The sequence below is a fragment of the Sphingomonas phoenicis genome (assembly GCF_047238005.1).
GTDB lineage: Bacteria > Pseudomonadota > Alphaproteobacteria > Sphingomonadales > Sphingomonadaceae > Sphingomonas.
Genome location: NZ_JBDFMC010000002.1, coordinates 3,430,353 through 3,452,629 on the forward strand (window position 1 = coordinate 3,430,353; position 22,277 = coordinate 3,452,629).

General features: G+C 66.7%; 28 protein-coding genes and 1 tRNA gene. 25 read left to right on the top strand and 4 right to left on the bottom strand.

The genetic code is table 11. From position 1 onward, the window contains the following. Positions 1 to 7: 7 nt before the first annotated feature. Positions 8 to 595 carry an imidazoleglycerol-phosphate dehydratase HisB gene (hisB, locus tag ABC319_RS17165; protein WP_413071392.1) on the bottom strand — a complete coding sequence of 196 codons (588 nt, stop codon included), beginning with the start codon at positions 593 to 595 and terminating at the stop codon, positions 8 to 10. A 96-nt stretch (positions 596 to 691) separates the two neighbouring features. Here hisB and ABC319_RS17170 point away from each other — a divergent pair, with 96 nt between their 5' ends. The 6 genes from ABC319_RS17170 (at position 692) to gmk (ending at position 4,579) form a co-directional block, all read left to right on the top strand. Beyond that, a complete protein-coding gene (locus ABC319_RS17170; protein WP_413071393.1) occupies positions 692 to 1,177 on the top strand; it encodes an SspB family protein in 486 nt (161 codons plus the stop codon). 375 nt (positions 1,178 to 1,552) lie between these two features. Continuing rightward, positions 1,553 to 1,969 (top strand): GNAT family N-acetyltransferase, encoded by a 417-nt coding sequence (locus ABC319_RS17175; protein WP_413071394.1) that lies wholly within the window; start codon positions 1,553 to 1,555, stop codon positions 1,967 to 1,969. Between the two features lie 24 nt (positions 1,970 to 1,993). Then, positions 1,994 to 3,382 carry a class II fumarate hydratase gene (gene fumC / locus ABC319_RS17180; RefSeq protein WP_413071395.1) on the top strand — a complete coding sequence of 463 codons (1,389 nt, stop codon included), beginning with the start codon at positions 1,994 to 1,996 and terminating at the stop codon, positions 3,380 to 3,382. 52 nt (positions 3,383 to 3,434) lie between these two features. Further along, positions 3,435 to 3,644 (top strand): hypothetical protein, encoded by a 210-nt coding sequence (locus ABC319_RS17185; RefSeq protein ID WP_413071396.1) that lies wholly within the window; start codon positions 3,435 to 3,437, stop codon positions 3,642 to 3,644. Continuing rightward, positions 3,641 to 3,850, top strand: a complete 210-nt coding sequence (locus tag ABC319_RS17190; protein WP_413071397.1) for a hypothetical protein — start codon at positions 3,641 to 3,643, stop codon at positions 3,848 to 3,850. The genes ABC319_RS17185 and ABC319_RS17190 overlap by 4 nt, the downstream gene beginning before the upstream one ends. 78 nt (positions 3,851 to 3,928) lie before the next feature. Beyond that, a complete protein-coding gene (gmk, locus tag ABC319_RS17195; RefSeq protein WP_413071398.1) occupies positions 3,929 to 4,579 on the top strand; it encodes a guanylate kinase in 651 nt (216 codons plus the stop codon). Positions 4,580 to 4,591: 12 nt separating this feature from the next. On the opposite strand, the gene ABC319_RS17200 is transcribed toward gmk, so the two are convergent. After that, positions 4,592 to 5,047: a universal stress protein gene (locus ABC319_RS17200; protein WP_413071399.1), complete on the bottom strand. Its 456-nt coding sequence runs from the start codon at positions 5,045 to 5,047 to the stop codon at positions 4,592 to 4,594. A gap of 143 nt (positions 5,048 to 5,190) precedes the next feature. On the opposite strand from ABC319_RS17200, the gene ABC319_RS17205 reads away from it, so the two are divergent. The 6 genes from ABC319_RS17205 to ABC319_RS17230 all read left to right on the top strand — a co-directional run bounded on the left by ABC319_RS17205 (position 5,191) and on the right by ABC319_RS17230 (position 11,764). Further along, positions 5,191 to 6,582: a pyruvate dehydrogenase complex dihydrolipoamide acetyltransferase gene (locus ABC319_RS17205; protein ID WP_413071740.1), complete on the top strand. Its 1,392-nt coding sequence runs from the start codon at positions 5,191 to 5,193 to the stop codon at positions 6,580 to 6,582. A gap of 11 nt (positions 6,583 to 6,593) precedes the next feature. Continuing rightward, a complete protein-coding gene (locus tag ABC319_RS17210; RefSeq protein WP_413071400.1) occupies positions 6,594 to 7,001 on the top strand; it encodes an acyl-CoA thioesterase in 408 nt (135 codons plus the stop codon). Between the two features lie 11 nt (positions 7,002 to 7,012). After that, positions 7,013 to 8,425, top strand: a complete 1,413-nt coding sequence (gene lpdA / locus ABC319_RS17215; protein ID WP_413071401.1) for a dihydrolipoyl dehydrogenase — start codon at positions 7,013 to 7,015, stop codon at positions 8,423 to 8,425. A 36-nt stretch (positions 8,426 to 8,461) separates the two neighbouring features. Next, a complete protein-coding gene (locus ABC319_RS17220; RefSeq protein WP_413071402.1) occupies positions 8,462 to 9,766 on the top strand; it encodes a Xaa-Pro dipeptidase in 1,305 nt (434 codons plus the stop codon). 92 nt (positions 9,767 to 9,858) lie between these two features. Further along, positions 9,859 to 10,950 carry a catalase family protein gene (locus ABC319_RS17225; RefSeq protein ID WP_413071741.1) on the top strand — a complete coding sequence of 364 codons (1,092 nt, stop codon included), beginning with the start codon at positions 9,859 to 9,861 and terminating at the stop codon, positions 10,948 to 10,950. 31 nt (positions 10,951 to 10,981) lie between these two features. Next, positions 10,982 to 11,764: a metallophosphoesterase family protein gene (locus ABC319_RS17230; protein WP_413071403.1), complete on the top strand. Its 783-nt coding sequence runs from the start codon at positions 10,982 to 10,984 to the stop codon at positions 11,762 to 11,764. 4 nt (positions 11,765 to 11,768) lie between these two features. Here ABC319_RS17230 and ABC319_RS17235 read toward each other — a convergent pair whose 3' ends face one another. Both ABC319_RS17235 and ABC319_RS17240 read right to left on the bottom strand, forming a co-directional pair. After that, positions 11,769 to 12,167: an MAPEG family protein gene (locus tag ABC319_RS17235; RefSeq protein WP_413071404.1), complete on the bottom strand. Its 399-nt coding sequence runs from the start codon at positions 12,165 to 12,167 to the stop codon at positions 11,769 to 11,771. An 84-nt stretch (positions 12,168 to 12,251) separates the two neighbouring features. After that, positions 12,252 to 12,328: transfer RNA gene (locus tag ABC319_RS17240), tRNA-Trp, on the bottom strand. 265 nt (positions 12,329 to 12,593) lie between these two features. Here ABC319_RS17240 and rpsL point away from each other — a divergent pair. The 13 genes from rpsL to rplP all read left to right on the top strand — a co-directional run bounded on the left by rpsL (position 12,594) and on the right by rplP (position 22,277). Continuing rightward, on the top strand, positions 12,594 to 12,965 hold the full coding sequence (gene rpsL / locus ABC319_RS17245) for a 30S ribosomal protein S12 (protein ID WP_029936467.1): 372 nt from the start codon (positions 12,594 to 12,596) through the stop codon (positions 12,963 to 12,965). Between the two features lie 51 nt (positions 12,966 to 13,016). Then, positions 13,017 to 13,487 (top strand): 30S ribosomal protein S7, encoded by a 471-nt coding sequence (rpsG, locus tag ABC319_RS17250; protein ID WP_413071405.1) that lies wholly within the window; start codon positions 13,017 to 13,019, stop codon positions 13,485 to 13,487. A gap of 97 nt (positions 13,488 to 13,584) precedes the next feature. After that, positions 13,585 to 15,681, top strand: a complete 2,097-nt coding sequence (gene fusA / locus ABC319_RS17255; protein WP_413071406.1) for an elongation factor G — start codon at positions 13,585 to 13,587, stop codon at positions 15,679 to 15,681. Positions 15,682 to 15,913: 232 nt separating this feature from the next. After that, a complete protein-coding gene (gene tuf / locus ABC319_RS17260; RefSeq protein ID WP_413071407.1) occupies positions 15,914 to 17,107 on the top strand; it encodes an elongation factor Tu in 1,194 nt (397 codons plus the stop codon). 243 nt (positions 17,108 to 17,350) lie between these two features. After that, complete coding sequence (rpsJ, locus tag ABC319_RS17265; protein WP_007406109.1) at positions 17,351 to 17,659, top strand: 30S ribosomal protein S10; 309 nt, start codon at positions 17,351 to 17,353, stop codon at positions 17,657 to 17,659. 254 nt (positions 17,660 to 17,913) lie between these two features. Then, positions 17,914 to 18,669: a 50S ribosomal protein L3 gene (rplC, locus tag ABC319_RS17270; RefSeq protein ID WP_413071408.1), complete on the top strand. Its 756-nt coding sequence runs from the start codon at positions 17,914 to 17,916 to the stop codon at positions 18,667 to 18,669. A gap of 3 nt (positions 18,670 to 18,672) precedes the next feature. Beyond that, positions 18,673 to 19,299 carry a 50S ribosomal protein L4 gene (gene rplD, locus ABC319_RS17275; protein ID WP_413071409.1) on the top strand — a complete coding sequence of 209 codons (627 nt, stop codon included), beginning with the start codon at positions 18,673 to 18,675 and terminating at the stop codon, positions 19,297 to 19,299. Continuing rightward, complete coding sequence (locus ABC319_RS17280; protein WP_413071410.1) at positions 19,292 to 19,612, top strand: 50S ribosomal protein L23; 321 nt, start codon at positions 19,292 to 19,294, stop codon at positions 19,610 to 19,612. The genes rplD and ABC319_RS17280 overlap by 8 nt, the downstream gene beginning before the upstream one ends. A gap of 1 nt (position 19,613) precedes the next feature. After that, positions 19,614 to 20,468, top strand: a complete 855-nt coding sequence (gene rplB, locus ABC319_RS17285; protein ID WP_413071411.1) for a 50S ribosomal protein L2 — start codon at positions 19,614 to 19,616, stop codon at positions 20,466 to 20,468. 2 nt (positions 20,469 to 20,470) lie between these two features. Then, positions 20,471 to 20,746 (top strand): 30S ribosomal protein S19, encoded by a 276-nt coding sequence (gene rpsS, locus ABC319_RS17290; protein ID WP_413071412.1) that lies wholly within the window; start codon positions 20,471 to 20,473, stop codon positions 20,744 to 20,746. Beyond that, the gene (gene rplV, locus ABC319_RS17295; protein ID WP_305173174.1) at positions 20,746 to 21,123 is read left to right on the top strand and encodes a 50S ribosomal protein L22; all 378 of its coding nucleotides are present in this window, start codon (positions 20,746 to 20,748) and stop codon (positions 21,121 to 21,123) included. Before rpsS ends, rplV begins: the two co-directional genes overlap by 1 nt. Next, complete coding sequence (rpsC, locus tag ABC319_RS17300) at positions 21,123 to 21,830, top strand: 30S ribosomal protein S3 (protein WP_413071413.1); 708 nt, start codon at positions 21,123 to 21,125, stop codon at positions 21,828 to 21,830. The genes rplV and rpsC overlap by 1 nt, the downstream gene beginning before the upstream one ends. 12 nt (positions 21,831 to 21,842) lie before the next feature. Further along, positions 21,843 to 22,277 carry a 50S ribosomal protein L16 gene (gene rplP / locus ABC319_RS17305; RefSeq protein ID WP_055845527.1) on the top strand — a complete coding sequence of 145 codons (435 nt, stop codon included), beginning with the start codon at positions 21,843 to 21,845 and terminating at the stop codon, positions 22,275 to 22,277.

Here is a 22,277-nt window from a genome sequence, read left to right on the forward strand (position 1 = left end):
CGGCGCGTCACAGCACGCCCTTGGTCGACGGGATCGCGTCGGCCTTGCGCGGGTCGATCTCGATCGCGGTGCGCAGAGCACGGGCGAGGCCCTTGAACGCGCTTTCCGCGATGTGGTGGTTGTTCTCGCCGTGAAGCGTCTCGACATGGAGGGTGATGCCGGCCGCCTGCGCGAAGCTGTGGAACCAGTGCTGGAACATTTCGGTATCCATCTCGCCCAGCCGCTTCTGCGAGAACTGCGTCTTCCAGACCAGCCACGGGCGGCCGGAGATGTCGAGCGCGACGCGGGTCAGCGTCTCGTCCATCGGCGACAGGGCGTCGCCGTAGCGGCGGATGCCGCGCTTGTCGCCCAGCGCCTTCGCCACCGCCTCGCCGATCGCGATGCCGGTATCCTCGACCGTATGATGCTGGTCGATATGGAGGTCGCCGACGGTGCGGACGTGCAGGTCGATCAGCGAGTGGCGCGACAGCTGTTCGAGCATGTGGTCGAAAAAGCCGACCCCGGTTTCAACGTCATAGACGCCGGTACCGTCGAGATTGACGGTGACGGCGATCTTCGTCTCGCTGGTATCGCGGGCGATGGTGGCGGTGCGCATGGCTGCGGTCCATAGCGAAGGCGGCGCCCGGTGCAATCTTCGGGCGTGCAATCGTCAATCTTGACGCTCCCCGTCGGGACCGCCTACCCATGGCGGATGAGCGATGGCCTGCCCGACAGTCTGATACCGTACGACGAGATCGTGCAGGAGGCGCTGCGCGCCGTGGTGGGGCGCGTGCTCGGCCAGGTGGCGGAAGCCGGGGGGCTGCCCGGCGAGCATCATTTCTACATCACGTTCAAGACCCAGGCGGCCGGCGTCGACATTCCGCAGCGACTGATCGAGCGGTTTCCGGACGAGATGACGATCGTCCTCCAGAACCGTTACTGGGACCTGCTGGTCGACGAGGAGCGGTTCTCGGTCGGCCTGAGCTTCAGCCAGGTGCCGTCCAAGCTGGTCGTTCCCTATTCGGCGATCACCGGGTTCCACGACCCGGCGGTTAATTTCGAGCTGCGGTTCCAGGCGCAGGAGGACCTGAACGACGGGCCCGAGGTGCATGACGAGGCCGAGAACGACGGCCCGCTGGCCCAGCCGGTCGAGGACGGGTCGAACGTCGTCAGCGTGGATTTCAAGCGGAAGAAGTAGGCAGCGAGCCGCGCAGCAAAGCTGCAAGGCGACGCGAACCGCCGGCCGGCGCGGCGCCGCCGCGACCGACGTCATGCTCCAATGACAAGGCTTTTGCCTTCCCTCTGTGGGAGAGGGGCTGGAGCGGTGCGCATCCCCGAACGGATCGCTTTTGCTGATGCCCCACCCCCGGTCGCAGTCTTTCAGGGGGTCGTTGCGAACTATCCTGACGTCTCACCGGTGTTGAGCCGGGGTTCCCCTTCTTCGCCTGTCATCGGCGGAACAGCAGCATCCCGGATCAAGTCCGGGATGACGGATCAGGGGCTACGACGATCCCGTATTAAAGGGGAGGAGTCATGAGGTGAAATACAGGCTCGTTCGGCTTACGCTCGGCCGATGACACCCGAGCTGATTCCCGCCCCGGACGACAGCGTTCGCGAGGCGATCCTCCGGCCGCTGGTCGCGCACAACGAAGCGATGGTCGGCCCGACCGAGCGGCATACCGTGGCCCTCGTATTGCGCGACGATGCCGGCGCCATCGCAGGCGGGCTGTGGGGGTTGAGCGGGTTCCGCTGGCTGTTCGTCCAGTACCTCGCCGTGCCGCCGGCGATGAAGGGGCAGGGATATGGGCGCGCGCTGATGCTGGCGGCCGAGGAGGAGGCGCGGCGGCTGGGCTGCATCGGCGTCTGGCTCGACACGTTCAGCTTCCAGGCACGCGGCTTCTACGAGAAGCTGGGTTATGGCGTGGTCGGCCGGATCGACGATTTCCCGCCCGGCGAATCGCGGTTCTTCCTGGCGAAGCGGATCGACTGAGCGGGGTACGGGGTTGATGCGGGCATGACGACCCGTACCGAAACCGACTCGATCGGCGCGATCGAGGTAGATGCCGGCGCCTATTGGGGCGCGCAGACGCAGCGATCGATCGAGAATTTCCCGTTCGGCAGTCAGGAGCGGATGCCGATCGGCATCCTGCATGCCCTGGCCATCGTGAAGCAGGCCGCAGCACGGGTGAACCGCCGCCACGGACTCGACGCAGGCAAGGCGGCGGCGATCGAGACGGCGGCGGCGCGGATCGCGGCGGGCGAGTTCGACGACCAGTTCCCGCTCGTCATCTGGCAGACCGGCAGCGGCACGCAGAGCAACATGAATGCCAACGAGGTGATCGCCGGGATCGCCAACGAGGCGCTGGCCGGCACGCGCGGCGGCAAGGTGCCGGTCCATCCGAACGACGACGTCAATCGCGGCCAGTCGTCGAACGACAGCTTTCCGACCGCGCTGCACGTCGCGGCGGCGCTGGCCGTCGAGCGGACGCTTTATCCCGCGCTCGACAGGCTCCACGATGCGCTGGCGGTGAAGGCGCGGGAGTGGGACGATCTGGTCAAGATCGGGCGCACTCATTTGCAGGATGCGACGCCGCTGACGCTGGGGCAGGAATTCTCCGGCTATGTCGCGCAACTGGCCAATGCGCGCGACCGGATCGCGGGAGCGCTGGGCCGCAACGTGATGACACTGGCCCAGGGCGGCACCGCCGTGGGCACCGGACTGAACGCGCCGGAGGGCTTTGCCGACGAGATCGCGGGTGAGATCGCGGCACTGACCGGATGCCCCTTCGTGTCGGCGACCAACAAGTTCGAGGCGCTGGCATCGAACGACGGACTGGTCGACCTGCACGGGGCGCTGAACGTGCTGGCGGTGGCGCTGACCAAGATCGCCAACGACATCCGGTTGTTGGGATCGGGACCGCGGTCCGGACTGGGCGAACTGCAGCTGCCCGCCAACGAGCCGGGCAGTTCGATCATGCCCGGCAAGGTCAACCCGACGCAGTGCGAGATGCTGACCATGGTCGCGGCGCAGGTGATGGGCAACAATGTCGCGGTGACCGTCGGCGGGTTGCAGGGTCATCTGGAACTGAACGTGTTCAAGCCGCTGATCGGCGCCAACGTGCTCCGCTCCATCGACCTGCTGGCGACCGGGATGGCGAGCTTCGCCGGGCGGACGGCGGACGGGATGACCGCCGACCGCGGGCGGATCGCCGAGCTGGTCGACCGGTCGCTGATGCTGGTCACCGCGCTGGCGCCCGAGATCGGGTACGACGAGGCGGCGCGGATCGCCAAGCGTGCGCATGCCGAAGGGCTGACGCTGAGGGAAGCGGCACTGGCGCTGGGATCGGTCGACGAGGCGACGTTCGACCGGCTCGTCCGGCCGGAGACGATGGTGGGCCGGTGAGCCGGAACTTCGCCGCGGTTGCGGCGCTATGCCCGGCGAAGGAGATCGCGACGTGAGTGCAACGACTGTGGGCGGCCTGATCGGCGGCCTGATCGACAGCATGGGCGGGGACGACGGCGTCGGCGACGGCGTCATCAAGGGGGCGATCGCCGCCAACGTCCTGAAGTTCGTCGTGCCACTGGCCGTCACCTATGCAGTGGGTTGGGCCGTGCTGAAGGGCGCGGCCGAACTGAAGGACACCGTATTCGGAGAAGTTGAATGATCGGGAAGATTATCGGCGCACTGGTGGGCCGCGAGATGGACCGCCGCGATGGATCGGGCGGACTGAAGGGCGCGGCGCTCGGCGCGCTGGTCGGCGGCGGGCTGCGGCGGCTGGGTCCGCTCGGCATGATGCTGGGCGGCGGCTATGTGGCGAAAAAGGCGTACGATCGCCGGCGCGCCGGCCGGCAGGCACCGCCCGTCGTTTGAAGCGGCGGCGCGGCTTCTGGCCGAACGATTCGCCCGGCGCGGCTTGACGCCCGCCGGTGCGGACGGCCAAAGGCGGGCATGGCGCATCATCCATCGACCGATCCGCACGGCCTGAAGCGTCGCGGCGTTCTGTTCGTCCTGTCATCGCCGTCGGGCGCGGGCAAATCCACGATCGCCCGGATGTTGCTGGCCGACGATCCCGAACTGGCGATGTCGGTGTCGGCGACCACGCGCGCGGCCCGGGAGGGCGAAGTCGACGGACGCGATTACCACTTCGTCGATCTGGAAGAGTTCCGGCGCATGGCGGCCGCGGACGAGTTCCTGGAATGGGCGCACGTCTTCGACAACCGTTACGGCACGCCGCGCGCGCAGGTCGAGGAATTGCTGGCCGCGGGCAAGGACGTGCTGTTCGACATCGACTGGCAGGGTGCGCAGCAGCTGTTCCAGATCGCGGGCGGCGACGTCGTCCGCGTATTCATCTTTCCGCCATCGATGACCGAGTTGCGCGCCCGGCTGGAGCGGCGGGCCACCGATGCGGCGGCGGTGATCGATGCTCGTATGGCGCGGGCGACCAATGAGGTAAGCCACTGGGACGGCTACGATTATGTCTTGGTCAACGACGATGTCGAGGCGTGCTTCCGCGGCGTGAAGACGATTCTGGCGGCCGAGCGCCTGCGCCGCTCGCGGCAGACGGGGCTGATCGGGTTCATCCGCCGGCTGACGCGGTAAGGCCGCGCCGGTTCAGCTGAGCCGGTCGATCTGTTCCGCGTTGAGCGACCCCGGCACGATCATGATCGGCACGGTCAGCGTACCCGCATCGGCGCCCGTGAAATGCGTCACCAGCGCGCCCGGGGCGCCGCTTGCCGCTGCGCCCAGCACCAGGGCGGCGATGTCGGGGTTGGCGGCGATCGTCTCCCGCACCACTTTCGGTCCGTCGCCGCCGCGCACCGTGATCGCGGGGGTGATGCCCGATTCCGCGAACAGGGCGCCCGCCGCCGTCGCGACGATGCCCTGCGCCTGCTGGAGCGCCTCTTCCTCGATCGTCGCTTGGACGCCGCCAAACGCGATGAATTCCTGCGGCGGTAGCAGGTTGAGGATCTCCACCCCGCCGCCCGTCTTCACCGCCCGGCGCGCGGCGAAGCGCAACGCGATCTCCGCCTCCGGACTGTCGTCGATCACGACGAGATAGATGCGCATGGCCGCCCCCTTCGATGCCCCGCTGGCCCCCCGATGTGCCGGTCATCGCGACGGGGCGCAAGCGGCAGGGGCGAGCGGCGGGGTTGACCGACGCGCGTCGCGGGGCGAAGGAGCATGCCCTTACGGAACGCCTGAGGACATTCATGTCGATCGAGATCAAGATGCCCGCGCTCTCCCCGACCATGGAGGAGGGCACGCTGGCCAAGTGGCTGGTGAAGGAAGGTGACAGCGTCAAGTCCGGCGACATCATGGCCGAGATCGAGACCGACAAGGCGACGATGGAGTTCGAGGCGGTCGACGAGGGCGTGGTCGCGAAGATCGCGGTCGCCGAGGGGACCGACAATGTGAAGGTCGGCACGGTCATCGCGATCCTGGCCGAGGAGGGCGAGGACGCCGCGTCGGTCGGCAGCGCGCCCGCCGCCAAGGCGGAGACGCCGCAGCCCGCCGATCCGCAGTTCAGGGGCTCGCCCGACCCGACCGATCCCAACAAGAAGGGCAACGAGGCCGAGGGCGGCGCCCGGACCGAGGATCAGGCCGAGGACCATGGCCGTCCCGCCGATGCCGGCCCCGCCGCCTCGACCGCAGCGTCGACCACTCCCGCCGCCAAGCCGGCGGCCGGATCGGGCGACCGCGTGAAGGCGAGCCCGCTGGCGCGCCGTATCGCCGCCGAGAAGGGCGTCGAGCTGTCGAGCGTGTCGGGCTCCGGTCCCAACGGCCGTATCGTGAAGGCCGATGTCGAGGGAGCCAAGCCGGGCGCCGCCGCTCCCCGGGCTGCCGCCGGCGATGCCGCCCCCGCCGGGGCCGCCGCTCCCGCCCCCGCCGCGAAGCCCGCGGCAGTGCCCGACATTCCGCATGAGGCGACCAAGCTGTCGAACATGCGCAAGACGATCGCGCGCCGCCTGACCGAATCGAAGCAGACGGTGCCGCACATCTACCTGACGGTGGACGTGCGCCTGGACGCGCTGCTGAAGCTGCGTGGCGAGCTGAACCACTCGCTGGAGAGCCGCGGCGTCAAGCTGTCGGTCAACGACATGCTGGTGAAGGCACTGGCGGTGTCGCTGATCGCGGTGCCCAAGTGCAACGTGATGTTCACGCCCGACCAGCTGATCAGCTTCAAGCGGGCCGACATCTCGGTGGCCGTATCGACGCCGTCGGGCCTGATCACGCCGATCGTGAAGGAGGCGGACACCAAGTCGCTGTCGGTCATCTCGACCGAGGTGAAGGACCTGGCCGGCCGCGCCCGCGACAACAAGCTTCGGCCTGAGGAATTCCAGGGCGGTACGGCATCGATCAGCAACATGGGCATGTTCGGCATCAAGCAGTTCGAGGCGGTCATCAACCCGCCGCAGGGCATGATCCTGGCGATCGGCGCGGGCGAGAAGCGGCCGTACATCGTCGATGGCGAGCTGGGCGTCGCGACGGTGATGTCGGCGACCGGCAGTTTCGACCATCGTGCGATCGATGGCGCGGACGGGGCCGAGCTGATGAAGATCTTCAAGGAGCTGGTCGAGCGGCCGCTGGGCATGCTCGCCTGACCGCGCGGGCGATGGTCCATCCCGACGAGATGCCGCCCGAGGGTCTGCCGGCGGTGCGCGTGATCGCGATGCCGGCGGACACCAATCCGTACGGCGACATCTTCGGCGGCTGGCTGATGAGCATGATGGACTCGGCCGCCGGCTCGGTCGCGTCGCGCCACAGCCATGGCCGTGCGGTGACGATCGCGGTGGAGGGGATGAGCTTCCACCGACCCGTGGTGGTCGGCGACGAGGTGTCCGTCTATGCGCGGCTGACCAAGGTCGGCCGGACGTCGATGACCATCGACGTCGAGAGCTGGCGCCGCGCGCGCCACGACGACCGGTCGTACAAAGTGACAGAGGCCAAATTCACCTTCGTGGCGATCGGCGAGGACCGCCAGCCCCGGCGGGTTCCGCCGCTTTCCCCATCCGACGCATAAGGAGCCGATACGTGGCTGACCAATACGACCTCATCATCCTGGGTTCCGGGCCCGGCGGCTATGTCGCGGCGATCCGGGCGGCGCAGCTGGGCATGAAGACTGCGATCGTCGAGCGCGAGCGGCTGGGCGGGATCTGCCTGAACTGGGGGTGCATCCCGACCAAGGCACTGCTGCGGACGTCGGAGATCTATCACTACATGACGCACGCCGAGTCGTATGGGCTCAGCTGCGAGAAGCCGGGTTTCGATCTGCAGAAAGTGGTCGATCGCAGCCGCAAGGTGGCGGGGCAGCTGAATGCGGGCGTGAAGGGCCTGATGAAGAAGAACAAGGTGACCGTGCACGAGGGCGTCGGCGCGATCACCGGCAAGGGCAAGGTGAGCGTCCGGCAGGGCGACAAGACGATCGAGCTGGCGGCGAAGAACATCATCGTCGCCACCGGCGCCCGCGCGCGCGACCTGCCGTTCGCCAAGGCGGACGGCAAGCGCGTCTGGACCTATCGCCACGCGATGGTGCCGACCGAGATGCCGACGAAGCTGCTGGTGATCGGATCGGGTGCGATCGGGGTCGAATTTGCCAGCTTCTACAACGACATGGGCGCCGACGTTACGATCGTCGAGATGCTGCCGCGCATCCTGCCGGTCGAGGATGAGGAAGTCTCCGCCTTCATGGACAAGGCGCTGGCCAAGCAGGGGATCAAGATCCTGACCGGCGCCGGCGTCGAGAAGATCGAGCCGGGTGCGGCATCGGTGAAGGCGGCGATCAAGGGCAAGGACGGCAAGGTCGAGACGGCCGAGTACAGCCACGTCATCGTCGCGATCGGCATCGTCCCCAACACCGAGGAGATCGGGCTGGAGGCGCTGGGCGTGAAGACCGATCGCGGCCACATCGCCACCGATGGTTTCGGCAAGACCAGCGTCGAGGGCATCTGGGCGATCGGCGACGTCACGGGCGCCCCCTGGCTGGCGCACAAGGCGAGCCACGAGGGCGTGATCGCGGTCGAGGCGATCGCGCAGGCGGCGGGCAACAAGGACGTCCACCCGCATGCGATGGACAAGGGCAACATCCCTGGCTGCACCTATTCCCGCCCCCAGGTCGCGTCGGTCGGCATGACCGAGGCGAAGGCCAAGGAGGCCGGGTACACGCTGAAGGTCGGCAAGTTCCCCTTCATCGGCAATGGCAAGGCGATCGCGCTGGGCGAGGCGGAAGGCTTCATCAAGACGGTGTTCGACGCCAAGACCGGCGAGTTGCTGGGCGCCCACATGGTGGGTGCGGAAGTGACCGAGCTGATCCAGGGCTATGTCGTCGCGCGCCAGCTGGAGACGACCGAGCAGGAGCTGATGCAGACGGTGTTCGCGCATCCGACCCTGTCGGAGATGATGCACGAGAGCGTGCTGGGCGCGTACGGCAAGGCCATCCATATCTGAGCGCGTCGTCGGTGATGCCGGGATGAGCCCGGCGTCATGGACAGGAACAGGGGGCAGGGGATGCGGGTGACGTTGGCGCTGACGGCGGCAGGAGCGATGCTCGCCGCCGCTCCCGTGGCCGCGAAGACGGTGGTCGTCACCGCCGCGCAGATGCTCGATGTGGAGCAGGGTCGCCTGGTCGACGAGCCCGTCGTGGTCATCACCGACGGCCGCATCGTATCGGTTGCCGGACGCGGCGGCGCGCGGCCGACGATCCCGGACGGGGCGGAGCGGATCGACCTGCCCGGCAAAACCATCCTGCCCGGCCTGATCGACATGCACGTCCATCTGGACGCCGATGCGCGGATCAGCGGGTACCGCCGGTTCGATTATACCGACAGCTTCTGGCAGGCGGTGGGCGTCGCCAACGCCCGTGCGATGCTGGCGGCGGGGTTCACCACGGTGCGCAACGTCGGGTCCGACGACTACAACGATGTCGGGCTGAAGCAGGCGGTGGACGGCGGCTATATCGCCGGACCGCGGATCGTGCCCGCCGGCTATGCGCTGGGATCGACTGGCGGGCATTGCGACGGGACGGAGGGGCTGCCGCCGCGGTTCGAGGCATTGCCCAATCCGTCCGTGGCGGATGGCCCGGACGGGTATCGCCGGCTGGTCCGGACGATGAAGAAATACGGCGCGGAGGTCATCAAGATCTGCGCGACCGGCGGTGTCCTGTCGCGGCGCGACGCGCCGGGTGCGCAGCAGATGTCCATCGACGAGATGAAGGCGGTGGCCGACGAGGCGCACATGCTGGGCATGAAGGTGGCGGCGCACGCGCACGGCACCGCCGGGATCAACGACGCGATCCGCGCCGGGATCGACACGATCGAGCATGCGAGCCTGGCCGACGCCACCTCGTTCAAGCTGGCGAAAGAGCGTGGCGCCTGGTTCTCCATGGATGTCTATGACGACGACTATATCCTGGCCGAGGGCGAGAAGAACGGGGTGCATCCCGAGTCGCTGGAGAAGGAGCGGCAGATCGGCCGCAAGCAGCGCGAGACGTTTCGCGACGCGTACCGCGCCGGGGTGAAGATGATCTTCGGCACCGACAACGGCGCGGTGTTTCCGGCCGGGCAGAACGCACTGCAGTTCGCCAAGATGGTCGAATGGGGCATGACCCCGATTGCGGCGATCCGGTCGGCGACGGTCGATGCGGCGGCGGCACTGGCGAGAGGCGATGTCGGCGCGATCGTGCCGGGCCGCTGGGGCGACATCGTCGCGGTCGACGGCAACCCGCTCGCCGATGTGCGTGTGCTGGAGAAGCCGGTGATGGTCATCAAGGGCGGCGAGCCGGTCCGCTAGCGAGTGCCATCATGCTCCGGGCGAGTTGCGGCAGAGCCGGAACGCGTTTCTTGCCAGTGGGTTGAGGTGGTTACCCGTCAGGAGAACCGATGATGCCCGCCCAGCCCGTCCGCTATGATCCGTCCGTCGAGAAGATCCAGCCGGACGAAAGCGAGGTGATCGGGCAGCTGAAGGAGTCGTTCAGGGATATCCTGGAGACCACGTCGAAGGATTATGGGCATGCCGAGCGGTCGGTCCATGCCAAGGCGCACGGTATCGCCAAGGGTCGGCTGACCGTGCACGGCGACCTGCCGCCGGAGCTGGCGCAGGGGATGTTCGCGACGCCCGGCGACTACGAGGCGATCCTGCGCATCTCGACCAATGCCGGCGACCTGCTGGACGATTCGATCGCGCTGCCCCGCGGGCTGGCGTTGAAGGTGATCGGAGTGGAGGGCGAGCGGCTGCCGGGATCGGAGGGCGACGTGACGCAGGACTTCATCCTGGTCAACGGCCCGGCCTTCACGGCGCCCGATGCCAAGGCATTCGCCAAGAACCTGAAGCTGCTGGCCACGACGACCGACAAGGCGGAGGGCGGCAAGAAGCTGTTGTCGGGCGTGCTGCGTGCCGTCGAGGCGACGCTGGAGACGGTGGGGCTGGAATCGGCGACCTTGCAGCAGCTGGGCGGCGCGCCGCAGGTGCACCCGCTGGGCGAAACCTATTATTCGCAGACTGCCTTTCGCTACGGCGAGTACATCGCGAAATTCTCGCTGGCGCCGGTCAGCCCGGCGCTGACCCAGCTGACCGGCGACACGGTGTCGACGACGGATCGGCCGGACGCGCTGCGCGAGGTGGTGAACGAGGTGCTGATCACCCAGGGCGGCACGTGGGAGCTGCGCGTCCAGCTGAATCGTGATCTGGATGCGATGCCGGTCGAGGATCCGACCAAATTGTGGGATGAGAAGACCAGTCCCTTCGTCACCGTCGCGACGCTGGTGGTGGAGCCGCAGGCGGCGTGGGAGCATGGCGGATCGGACAAGGTCAACGACGCGCTGTCCTATAACATCTGGCACGGGCTGGCGGCGCATCGGCCGCTGGGCAACGTCAACCGGGCGCGCAACGAGACCTACAAGTTCTCGGCCGATTTCCGCGGGACGTTCAACGGCTGCCCGATGCACGAGCCGCGGCAGCTGGCGGACCTGCCTTGACGGGAATGGCCGGCATGGGGAAGGGCAGGGCATGACCAAGCTCTTCCACGTCAGCGACGTTCATTTCGGCAAAGAAGATCCGCAGGCGATCAGCTGGTTCGCCGAGCGGGTCGCGGCGGAGCGGCCGGATGCGGTGATCATGACCGGCGACCTGACGATGCGGGCGCGCACCCGCGAGTTCGAGGCAGGGGGCGCGTGGCTGAAGAGCCTGGCCGCGCCCGTGACGGTGGAGGTCGGCAACCACGACATCCCCTATTACTGGGATCCGATCCGCCGCTTCATCGCACCCTATACCCGCTACGCGGCAATAGAGCGGATGATCGAACGGCCGCTGGAGCTGACCGGCGTGACGATCGTGCCGCTGAAGACGACGGCGCGGGCGCAGTGGCGGATGAACTGGTCGAAGGGACATGTCAGCCGAGGGTCGCTGAAACGCGCGCTGGCGCAGATCGCGGCGGCCCCGAAGGGCAATCTGATCTTCGTCGCCGCGCATCACCCGCTGATCGAGGGCGGGACGAAGGGGACGGCGAAGACCTGGCGCGGCGAGGAGGCCCTGACCGAACTGGCGGCGGCGGGTGCGCATGCCGTGCTGTCGGGCCATGTCCACGACCCGTTCGACGTGCCGGTCAGCCGCGGGGACTGGACGGTGCGGATGATCGGCGCGGGAACGCTGTCGAAGCGGGTGCGCAACCATCCGCCCGCGTTCAACGAGATCCGGATCGACGGTGACCGCTTCGAGACGCTGGTCCGGACGCTGAGCGATGCGCCGAGCCAGTCGATCAGCAGCACCACCGTGTGCGGGACGGGCGCGTAGCCGGCTACAGCAGCCGGATCAGCATCAGCACCAAGCCGATCACCGACACGAACCATGCCACGCTGCGCAGCCAGGGCACACCGAGCAGGTAGAGTGGCAGATAGACGATGCGCGCGGCGAACCAGGTCCATGCGCCGATTTCGCCGATGCCGCCGCCACGGCCGCTGACCGTCAGGGCGAGGGCGAGCGCGACGAACGCCGGATAGGTCTCCTGAAAGTTCGACAGGGCGCGCGCTGCCCGGCCGGCGACCATACCGGCCGGCTTCTGCTCCCCGTCGCGGGGGCCGGCATTCCAGTCCAGACCGCGATCGGCGGTCGAGGTCTGCGCCTGGATGAACACCTGAACGATCAGCAGCACCACGGACCATCCGAGCAGCGTCATTTCCGTCGGCAAGGTCGTCATCGTCATTCCCCGTTCAGGCTTTCTGCCTGCGAGCATGCGCGCCACGCCGGGCGGTTGCAAGGAAGCCGGAGATGAGGAGGAGGATGGCAGGGGAGCTCGGACTCGAACCGAGGGCCTTCGGTTTTGGAGACCGACGCTCTAACCAACTGAGCTACACCCCTGTGCGGGGGCGGGCTTTAGCGTCATGTTCCGGATCGAGCAAGCGGGCATGTGCGTGGCCGGCACATCGCGGGTCAGGGCCGTTGACCCGGCGGCCGTGCCGACGTATAGGCGCGCCCGTTCGGGGCGACACCGCTCTTCCCGGGCATGCTTGAACATTGCTGGAATGGCAGGGGCCTCGGGCGGCCGTCAATGGTGCGCCCACAGGCTCCTTTTGCATTCGAGACAGGGTCCAGCAAAGTAACCAATTGAAAGGTGAAGGCTTCAATGCCCACGATCAACCAGCTGGTCCGCAAGGGCCGCGAGCCGCAGAAGGCCAAGTCCAAGGTCCCTGCGATGGAGCAGAACCCGCAGAAGCGCGGCGTCTGCACCCGCGTCTACACGACGACCCCGAAGAAGCCGAACTCGGCGCTGCGCAAGGTGGCCAAGGTCCGCCTGACCAACCAGCGCGAAGTCATCAGCTACATCCCCGGCGAGGGCCACAACCTGCAGGAGCACTCGGTGGTCCTGATCCGCGGTGGCCGCGTTCGCGACCTTCCCGGCGTTCGCTATCACGTCCTGCGCGGCGTGCTCGATACGCAGGGCGTCAAGGATCGTCGCCAGTCCCGCTCCAAGTACGGCGCCAAGCGTCCGAAGTAAGCCGACGAACCTGTTTCGTCATTCACGGCTGAAGTTTAGAAGGAAATTGAAATGGCACGTCGTCGTCGCCCAGAGAAGCGCATCATCCTGCCCGATCCGAAGTACGGTGATGAGGTTCTCTCGAAGTTCATGAATTCGGTCATGCTGGACGGCAAGAAGTCCGTCGCCGAGCTGATCGTCTATGGTGCCCTGGAAACCGTCGAGATCCGCGCCAAGCGCGAGCCGATCGGCGTGTTCCACGATGCGCTGAACAACATCAAGCCGGGCATCGAGGTCCGTTCGCGCCGCGTCGGCGGTGCGACCTACCAGGTTCCCGTCGAGGTCCGTCCGGAGCGTGCGCAGGCGCTGGCGATCCGCTGGCTGATCACCGCGGCGCGCAACCGCAGCGAGAACACGATGGCCGCACGGCTGTCGGGCGAGCTGATGGACGCCGCCAACAACCGTGGCAACGCGGTGAAGAAGCGGGAAGACACGCACCGCATGGCCGAGGCGAACCGCGCCTTCTCGCACTACCGCTGGTAGTGCCGGCGCTGCCAGTCTTGGAAGTGTCTCGAAACTGACCTATATCGTGGGGAGCCGGCGATGTGCCTGCTCCCCACATCGCTAAGGAAATACGATCATGGCCCGCAGCCATCCGCTCGATCGCTATCGCAACATCGGCATCATGGCGCACATCGACGCCGGCAAGACGACGACGACGGAGCGCATCCTCTACTACACCGGCAAGTCCTACAAGATCGGCGAAGTGCATGAAGGCACCGCGACGATGGACTGGATGGAGCAGGAGCAGGAGCGCGGGATCACGATCACGTCGGCCGCGACGACCTGCTTCTGGTCGGCTGAGGAGGGCAAGGGTCCCGAGCACCGCATCAACATCATCGACACCCCTGGCCACGTCGACTTCACCATCGAGGTCGAGCGGTCGCTGCGTGTGCTGGACGGCGCGGTCGCCTGTTTCGATGGCGTCGCCGGCGTCGAGCCGCAGTCAGAGACGGTGTGGCGCCAGGCCGACAAGTACGGCGTGCCGCGGATGTGCTTCATCAACAAGCTCGACCGGACGGGTGCGGACTTCTACTTCTGCGTCAACTCGATCGTCGAGCGCCTCGGCGCGCGTCCGGCCGTGCTGTATCTGCCGATCGGCATCGAGGGCGGCTTCAAGGGTCTCGTCGATCTGGTCGAGAACCGCGCGATCATCTGGCTCGAGGAGTCGCTTGGCGCGAAGTTCGAGTATCAGGACATCCCGGCCGACATGGCCGAGAAGGCGGCAAAGTATCGCAGCGACCTGATCGAGATGGCCGTCGAGCAGGACGACGACCTGATGGAGGCATATCTCGAGGGCAACGAGCCGTCGGTCGCCGACCTGAAGAAGCTGATCCGCAAGGGTACGCTCAGCATGGCGTTCGTGCCGGTCGTCTGCGGATCGGCGTTCAAGAACAAGGGCGTGCAGCCCCTGCTCGACGCCGTGGTCGACTATCTGCCGAGCCCGCTCGACGTTCCTGCGATCAAGGGCGTGAAGCTCGACGGCGAGACTCCGGACGAGCGTCCGTCGGACGACACCGCGCCGTTCTCGGCGCTGGCATTCAAGATCATGAACGATCCCTTCGTCGGTACGCTGACCTTTGCGCGCATCTATTCGGGCAAGCTCGAGGCGGCGTCGCAGGTGACCAACTCGGTGAAGGACAAGAAGGAGAAGGTCGGCCGAATGCTGCTGATGCATGCGAACGACCGCGAGGACATCCAGGTGGCCTATGCCGGCGACATCGTCGCTCTGGCGGGGCTGAAGGACACGACCACCGGTGATACGCTCTGCGCGATCAACGCACCGATCATCCTGGAGCGGATGGAGTTCCCCGAGCCGGTGATCGAGCTGTCGGTGGAGCCGAAGACGAAGGCCGACCAGGAGAAGATGGGCGTCGCGCTCAATCGTCTCGCCCGCGAGGATCCGTCGTTCCGCGTGTCGTCCGACGCCGAGTCCGGCCAGACCATCATCAAGGGGATGGGCGAGCTCCACCTCGAGATCCTGGTCGACCGCATGAAGCGCGAGTTCAAGGTCGAGGCGAACGTGGGCGCCCCGCAGGTCGCCTATCGCGAGTATCTCGGCAAGAAGGTCGACATCGACTACACCCACAAGAAGCAGTCGGGCGGGTCGGGCCAGTTCGGTCGCGTCAAGCTGACGGTCGTCCCCGGCGAGCGTGGCTCGGGCTTCCAGTTCTTCGACGAGGTCAAGGGCGGCAACATTCCGAAGGAGTACATCCCCTCCGTCGAGAAGGGCATGCGCGAAACCGCCGAGACGGGGTCGCTGATCGGCTTCCCGATCATCGATTTTGAGGTCCACCTGTACGACGGCGCGTACCACGACGTCGACTCGTCGGCGCTGGCGTTCGAGATCTGTGCCCGCGGCGCGATGCGCGAAGCGGCGCAGAAGGCGGGCATCAAGCTGCTCGAGCCGATCATGAAGGTCGAGGTCGTCACCCCGGAGGATTATCTGGGCGACGTCATCGGCGACATGAACAGCCGTCGCGGTCAGATCCAGGGCACCGACAGCCGCGGCAACGCGCAGACGGTCGAGGCGATGGTGCCGCTGGCCAACATGTTCGGCTACGTGAACCAGCTGCGCTCGTTCACCCAGGGCCGGGCACAGTACTCGATGCAGTTCTCGCACTATGACGAGGTGCCGTCGAACGTCGCCGACGAGATCAAGGCGAAGATGGCCTGAGGCGTACGGGGCCAGGCCAGCCTGGCCCCGGGACGTCCAAGGCCGGCCGGCGGGTCGGCTAGCCGAACCCGTCCGACGACACCGGATTCACTCCGGTGTCGGCCTTTCCCGCGAAACCCTTCCGATCGGAGGGACGCAGACGGGCGGGGGCTGGCGCAACCTTTCAACAGTCGTTATTGGGCCGCGTTCGCGTGGCCCCGGCGGCACCGAATTCGAATCAGAAGGTAGGAAAATGGCAAAGGCAAAATTCGAGCGGAACAAGCCGCATCTGAACATCGGCACCATCGGTCACGTCGACCATGGCAAGACGTCGCTGACCGCCGCGATCACCAAGGTCCTGGCAGAGACGACCGGCGGCACCGCCGTCGATTTCGCCAACATCGACAAGGCGCCGGAAGAGCGTGAGCGCGGCATCACGATCTCGACCGCGCACGTCGAGTACGAGACGACGAACCGCCACTACGCGCACGTCGACTGCCCGGGTCACGCCGATTACGTGAAGAACATGATCACCGGTGCCGCCCAGATGGACGGCGCTATCTTGGTCGTGTCGGCCACCGACGGCCCGATGCCGCAGACTCGCGAGCACATCCTGCTCGCCCGTCAGGTCGGCGTGCCGGCGATGGTCGTGTTCATGAACAAGGTCGATCTGGTCGACGACGAGGAAATCCTCGAGCTGGTCGAGCTGGAAATCCGCGAGCTGCTCAGCTCGTACGAGTTTCCGGGCGACGACATCCCCATCATCAAGGGTTCGGCGACCTGCGCGCTGTCGGGTTCGAACGACAAGTTCGGCAAGGACGCCGTCACCGAGCTGATGCAGGCGGTCGACGACTACATCCCGCAGCCCGAGCGTCCGCTCGACAAGCCGTTCATGATGCCGATCGAGGACGTGTTCTCGATCTCGGGTCGCGGCACGGTCGTCACCGGTCGCGTCGAGACCGGCATCGTCAAGGTCGGTGAGGAAGTCGAGATCGTCGGCATCCACCCGGAGGTCCGCAAGACCACCGTCACCGGCGTCGAGATGTTCCGCAAGCTGCTCGACCAGGGCCAGGCCGGCGACAATGTCGGCGCGCTGATCCGTGGCGTCGCCCGCGACGACGTGGAGCGCGGCCAGGTGCTCTGCAAGCCCGGCTCGATCAAGCCGCACACCGACTTCAACTCGGAAGTCTACGTGCTGTCGAAGGAAGAGGGTGGCCGTCACACGCCGTTCTTCGCCAACTACCGCCCGCAGTTCTACTTCCGCACCACGGACGTGACCGGCACCGTCGAGCTGCCTGAGGGCACCGAGATGGTCATGCCCGGCGACAACGTGGCGCTCGGCATCAAGCTGATCGCACCGATCGCCATGGACGTGGGCCAGCGCTTCACGATCCGCGAGGGCGGCCGTACCGTCGGCGCCGGCGTGGTCAGCGCGATCTCGAAGTAAGCGGACCGGGGCCGGCAACGGCCCACCGCAAACAGCCGCCCGGCGTGCCGAAAGGTGCGTCGGGCGGTTGCCTTTTTGTAGGAGCGTCTGTAAAGGCGCCCCTCCAGTTTCAATTGCGCTCTTTCTCCGTCGTCCCGGCTTCATGCCGGGATCTCAACCCGCCGGCGCGACGCTTGCGGCACGAGCCCCCGGCCTCAGTCGGGGTGACGGCCGGAGCCATCATCATTCGCATCGGTAGGGATCATGGACAGCAACATCCGCATTCGCCTGAAAGCGTTCGATCATCGAGTGCTCGATCAGGCGACCGGCGACATCGCCGACACCGCCCGTCGTACGGGCGCGCTCATCCGCGGCCCGATTCCGCTGCCCACGCGCATCGAGAAGTTCACCGTGAACCGCGGCCCGCACATCGACAAGAAGTCGCGCGAGCAGTTCGAGGTCCGCACCTACAAGCGCATGCTCGACATCGTTCAGCCGACGCCGCAGACGGTCGACGCGCTGATGAAGCTCGACCTCGCCGCCGGCGTTGACGTGGAGATCAAGCTGGCCTAAGGGCCAGCGGCGCGTCGCAGTCGACTCCGGTCCTGCGGCGCGACGGCATTTCAGAGATACCGCTGGCGACCCTGGTCGCCGGGTCTGCGTCTCCCGCCATGTTCTTGAGCGAAGGCTAGAGAACGACCAGCCCGGGGCGGGGCACGTATCGTATTTTCCGGGTTGGATGGGCTGCGACGGGATCATCGGTTCCGCTGCGGTCCGCAAGCACGTTCGGAATGGTCCGGGCGTGCCTCTGTCAAGGAGTGTGGATCATGCGCACCGGCGTGATCGCGAAGAAGATGGGGATGACCCGCCTGTTCCAGGACGACGGTCGGCACGTGCCGGTCACCGTCCTGCAGCTCGAAGGGCTTCAGGTCGTTTCCCGCCGCGAGATGGATACCGACGGCTACACCGCCGTCCAGCTTGGCGCCGGCGTCGCCAAGGCCAAGAACGTCGCCAAGCCGCAGCGCGGTCACTTCGGCAAGGCCGAGGTCGAGCCGAAGGCGATGCTGGCCGAATTCCGCGTCACCGAGGACAATCTCCTCGACGTCGGCGCCGAGATCTCGGCCGAGCATTTCGTCGCCGGCCAGCTGGTCGACATCCAGGGCCGGACGCAGGGCAAGGGCTTTGCCGGCGGCATGAAGCGCTGGAACTTCGGCGGTCTGCGGGCCACCCACGGCGTTTCGGTCTCGCACCGTTCGCTCGGTTCGACCGGTCAGCGCCAGGATCCGGGTCGCGTCTTCAAGAACAAGAAGATGGCCGGCCACATGGGCGACAAGTATCGCACGCAGCAGAACCTCGAGATCGTCGGTACCGACGCCGAGCGTGGCCTGATCTTCGTCAAGGGCTCAGTGCCCGGATCGAAGGGTGGCTGGCTGTTCGTGAAGGACGCGGTGAAGGTCAAGGCCCACGCCGACGCGCCGTACCCGGCCAGCCTGAAGGCTGCCGCCAGCAACAACAATGCGCCTGCCGAGACGCCCGCCGAGACTGCGGCCGCTCCCGAGGCCACCGAAGGCCAGGAGGGCTAAACAGTGAAGGTCAAGGTTCAGTCCTTTGCCGGCACCGACGCCGCGGACATCGAGCTCAACGACGAGGTCTTCGGCCTCGATCCGCGCGCCGACATCCTGCATCGCGTGGTGACCTGGCAGCTCGAGAAGCGTCGCGCCACCGCGCGCGGCACCCGCGAGCGTGCGGACGTCGCGCGCTCGGGCAAGAAGCTCGGTCGCCAGAAGGGCGGCGGTGTCGCCCGTCACGGCGATCGTCGTGCCCCGGTGTTCATCGGCGGCGGTAAGGCGCACGGCGCCCGCGTCCGCGATTTCAACCCGTCGCTGAACAAGAAGGTTCGCGCGCTGGGCCTGAAGATGGCGCTGTCGAGCCACGCCAAGGCGGGCTCGCTGGTCGTCATGGACAGCCTAGCGGTCGAGGGTGGCAAGACCCGGACGCTGAAGGGCGATCTGGCGAAGCTGGGCTTCGGCAAGCGCGCGCTGGTGATCGACGGCGCTGCCGTGGATACCTCGTTCGCGTTCGCGGCCGGCAACCTGCACGAGATCGACGTGCTGCCCGCGGTCGGCGCGAACGTCTATGACATCATCAAGGCCGATACGCTGGTGCTGACCCGCGCCGCGATCGAGCAGCTGGAGGCGCGCTTCAATGGCTAAGCCGCAGAAGGCCGGGGTGGACATCCGTCACTACGACGTCGTCCTCGCGCCGCACATCACCGAGAAGGCGACCCTGCTGTCCGAGCAGAACGCCGTCGTGTTCAAGGTCGCCAACAAGGCGACCAAGCCCGAGATCAAGGCTGCCGTGGAGGCGCTGTTCGGCGTCACCGTCACCGGCGTCAACACGATCGTCCAGAAGGGCAAGACGAAGAAGTGGAAGGGCGTGCCCTACACCAAGTCGGACGTGAAGAAGGCGATCGTGACGTTGAAGGACGGCGAGTCCATCGACGTGACCACGGGGGCGCAGGGCTGAGATGGCACTCAAGCAATATAATCCGACGAGCCCGGCCCGCCGCGGCCTGATCCTCGTCGACAAGTCGCAGCTCTGGAAGGGCAAGCCGGTCAAGGCGCTCGTCGAGGGCAAGAACAAGACCGGTGGCCGTAACAACAAGGGCCATGTGACCAGCCGCGGCATCGCGGGCGGCCACAAGCAGAAGTACCGGTTCATCGACTTCAAGCGTCGCAACTGGGACGTCGAGGGCACGGTTGAGCGGCTGGAATATGATCCCAACCGCACCGCGTTCATCGCGCTGGTCAACTATGGCACCGATGCCGACGGCAAGGTCGCCCAGGCCTATATCATCGCTCCACAGCGCCTCGGCGTCGGCGACAAGGTGATCGCGGCCAAGCGCACCGACGTGAAGCCGGGCAACGCCATGGAGCTGGGCCAGGTCCCCGTCGGCACCATCGTCCACAATGTGGAGATGAAGCCCGGCAAGGGTGGTCAGATCGCCCGGTCGGCCGGCACGTACGTGCAGGTCGTTGGTCGTGATCGCGGCATGGTGATCGTCCGCCTGAACTCGGGCGAGCAGCGCTACATCCATGGCGAGTGCATGGCGACGGTGGGTGCGGTGTCGAACCCGGACAACCAGAACCAGAACCTGGGCAAGGCCGGCCGTTCGCGCTGGATGGGCAAGCGTCCGCTGACCCGCGGCGTCGCCAAGAACCCGGTCGACCATCCGCATGGCGGTGGTGAAGGCCGGACCTCGGGCGGCCGTCATCCGGTCACCCCGTGGGGCAAGCCGACCAAGGGTGCGCGCACCCGTCACAATAAGTCGACCGACAAGATGATCATCCGGTCGCGTCATTCGACTAAGAGGAAGGGCTAACCATGGCTCGTTCAGTCTGGAAGGGCCCGTTCGTCGAACTGAGCCTGCTGAAGAAGGCGGAGACCGCGCAGGACTCCGGTGCGCGCTCGCCGATCAAGACCTGGTCGCGTCGCTCCACCATCCTGCCGTCGTTCGTCGGTCTGACGTTCAACGTCTATAACGGTCGCAAGTTCGTGCCCGTGTCCGTCAACGAGGACATGGTCGGCATGAAGCTCGGCGAGTTTGCGCCCACGCGCTACTTCCCGGGCCACGCGGCGGACAAGAAGGGCAAGCGCTGATGTCGAAGCCAGCATCCCCCCGCAAGGTCGGTGACAAGGAAGCGCTGTCGGTCGGCACGCAGATCCGCGGTTCGGCGCAGAAGCTAAACCTGGTCGCCGGCCTGATCCGCGGCAAGAAGGCGTCCGACGCGCTCAACATCCTGGCCTTCTCGACAAAGGGCATGGCGGTCGACGCGCGCAAGGTTCTGGCCTCGGCCATCGCCAATGCCGAGAACAACCACAACCTCGACGTCGACGCCCTCGTCGTCGCCGAGGCGTCGGTCGGCAAGTCGATCACCATGAAGCGTTTCGCGACCCGCGGCCGTGGCAAGTCCACCCGCATCCTGAAGCCGTTCAGCCGTCTGCGCATCGTGGTGCGCGAGCAGGAAGAAGCATAATGGGTCACAAGAGCAATCCCATCGGGATGCGGTTGCAGATCAACCGCACCTGGGACAGCCGCTGGTTCGCCGAGGGGCAGGACTATGGCCGTCTGCTGCTGGAGGATCTGAAGATCCGCCGGTACATCATGAAGACGCTGCCCCAGGCGGCGATCTCGAAGGTGGTCATCGAGCGTCCGGCCAAGCTGTGCCGCATCTCGATCTTCGCCGCGCGCCCCGGTGTCATCATCGGCAAGAAGGGTGGCGACATCGAGAAGCTGCGCAAGACGATCGGCGCGATGACCTCGTCTGACGTCTCGCTGAACATCGTCGAGATCCGCAAGCCCGAGGTGGACGCCCGCCTGGTCGCGCAGGGCATTGCCGATCAGCTGGAGCGCCGCATCGCGTTCCGTCGCGCCATGAAGCGTGCGGTGCAGTCGGCGATGCGCCTGGGTGCCGACGGCATCAAGGTGTATTGCGGCGGCCGTCTGGGTGGCGCGGAAATCGCCCGCTCGGAGAGCTATCGCGAGGGCCGCGTTCCGCTGCACACGCTGCGCGCGAACATCGACTATGCCGAGGCCGAGGCCCACACGTCGTACGGCGTGTGCGGCGTGAAGGTCTGGGTGTTCAAGGGCGAGATCCTGGGTCACGACCCGATGGCGACCGACCGGCTCATGATGGAGGCACAGACCTCCGGCGTGCGTCCGGCACGCGACGACCGTCGCTAAGGAACAAGAGACATGCTGCAACCGAAGCGCACCAAGTTCCGCAAGGCGTTCAAGGGCCGCATCCATGGCGATGCCAAGGGTGGCACCAGCCTCAACTTCGGCGCCTATGGCCTGAAGGCGATGGAGCCGGAGCGGATCACCGCCCGCCAGATCGAGGCGGCACGCCGCGCGATCACGCGTCACATCAAGCGCCAGGGGCGTTTGTGGATCCGCATCTTCCCGGACGTGCCGGTCTCGTCGAAGCCTGCCGAAGTCCGCATGGGCTCGGGCAAGGGTTCACCGGAGTTCTGGGCCGCCCGCGTGAAGCCGGGCCGGATCCTGTTCGAGCTCGACGGCGTCGAGGGCAAGATCGCCGCAGAGGCGTTCGAGCGCGCTGCCATGAAGCTCCCGATCAAGACCAAGGTCGTCGCCCGCCTGGGTGACACCAGCCACCTCGGAGGCGAGTAA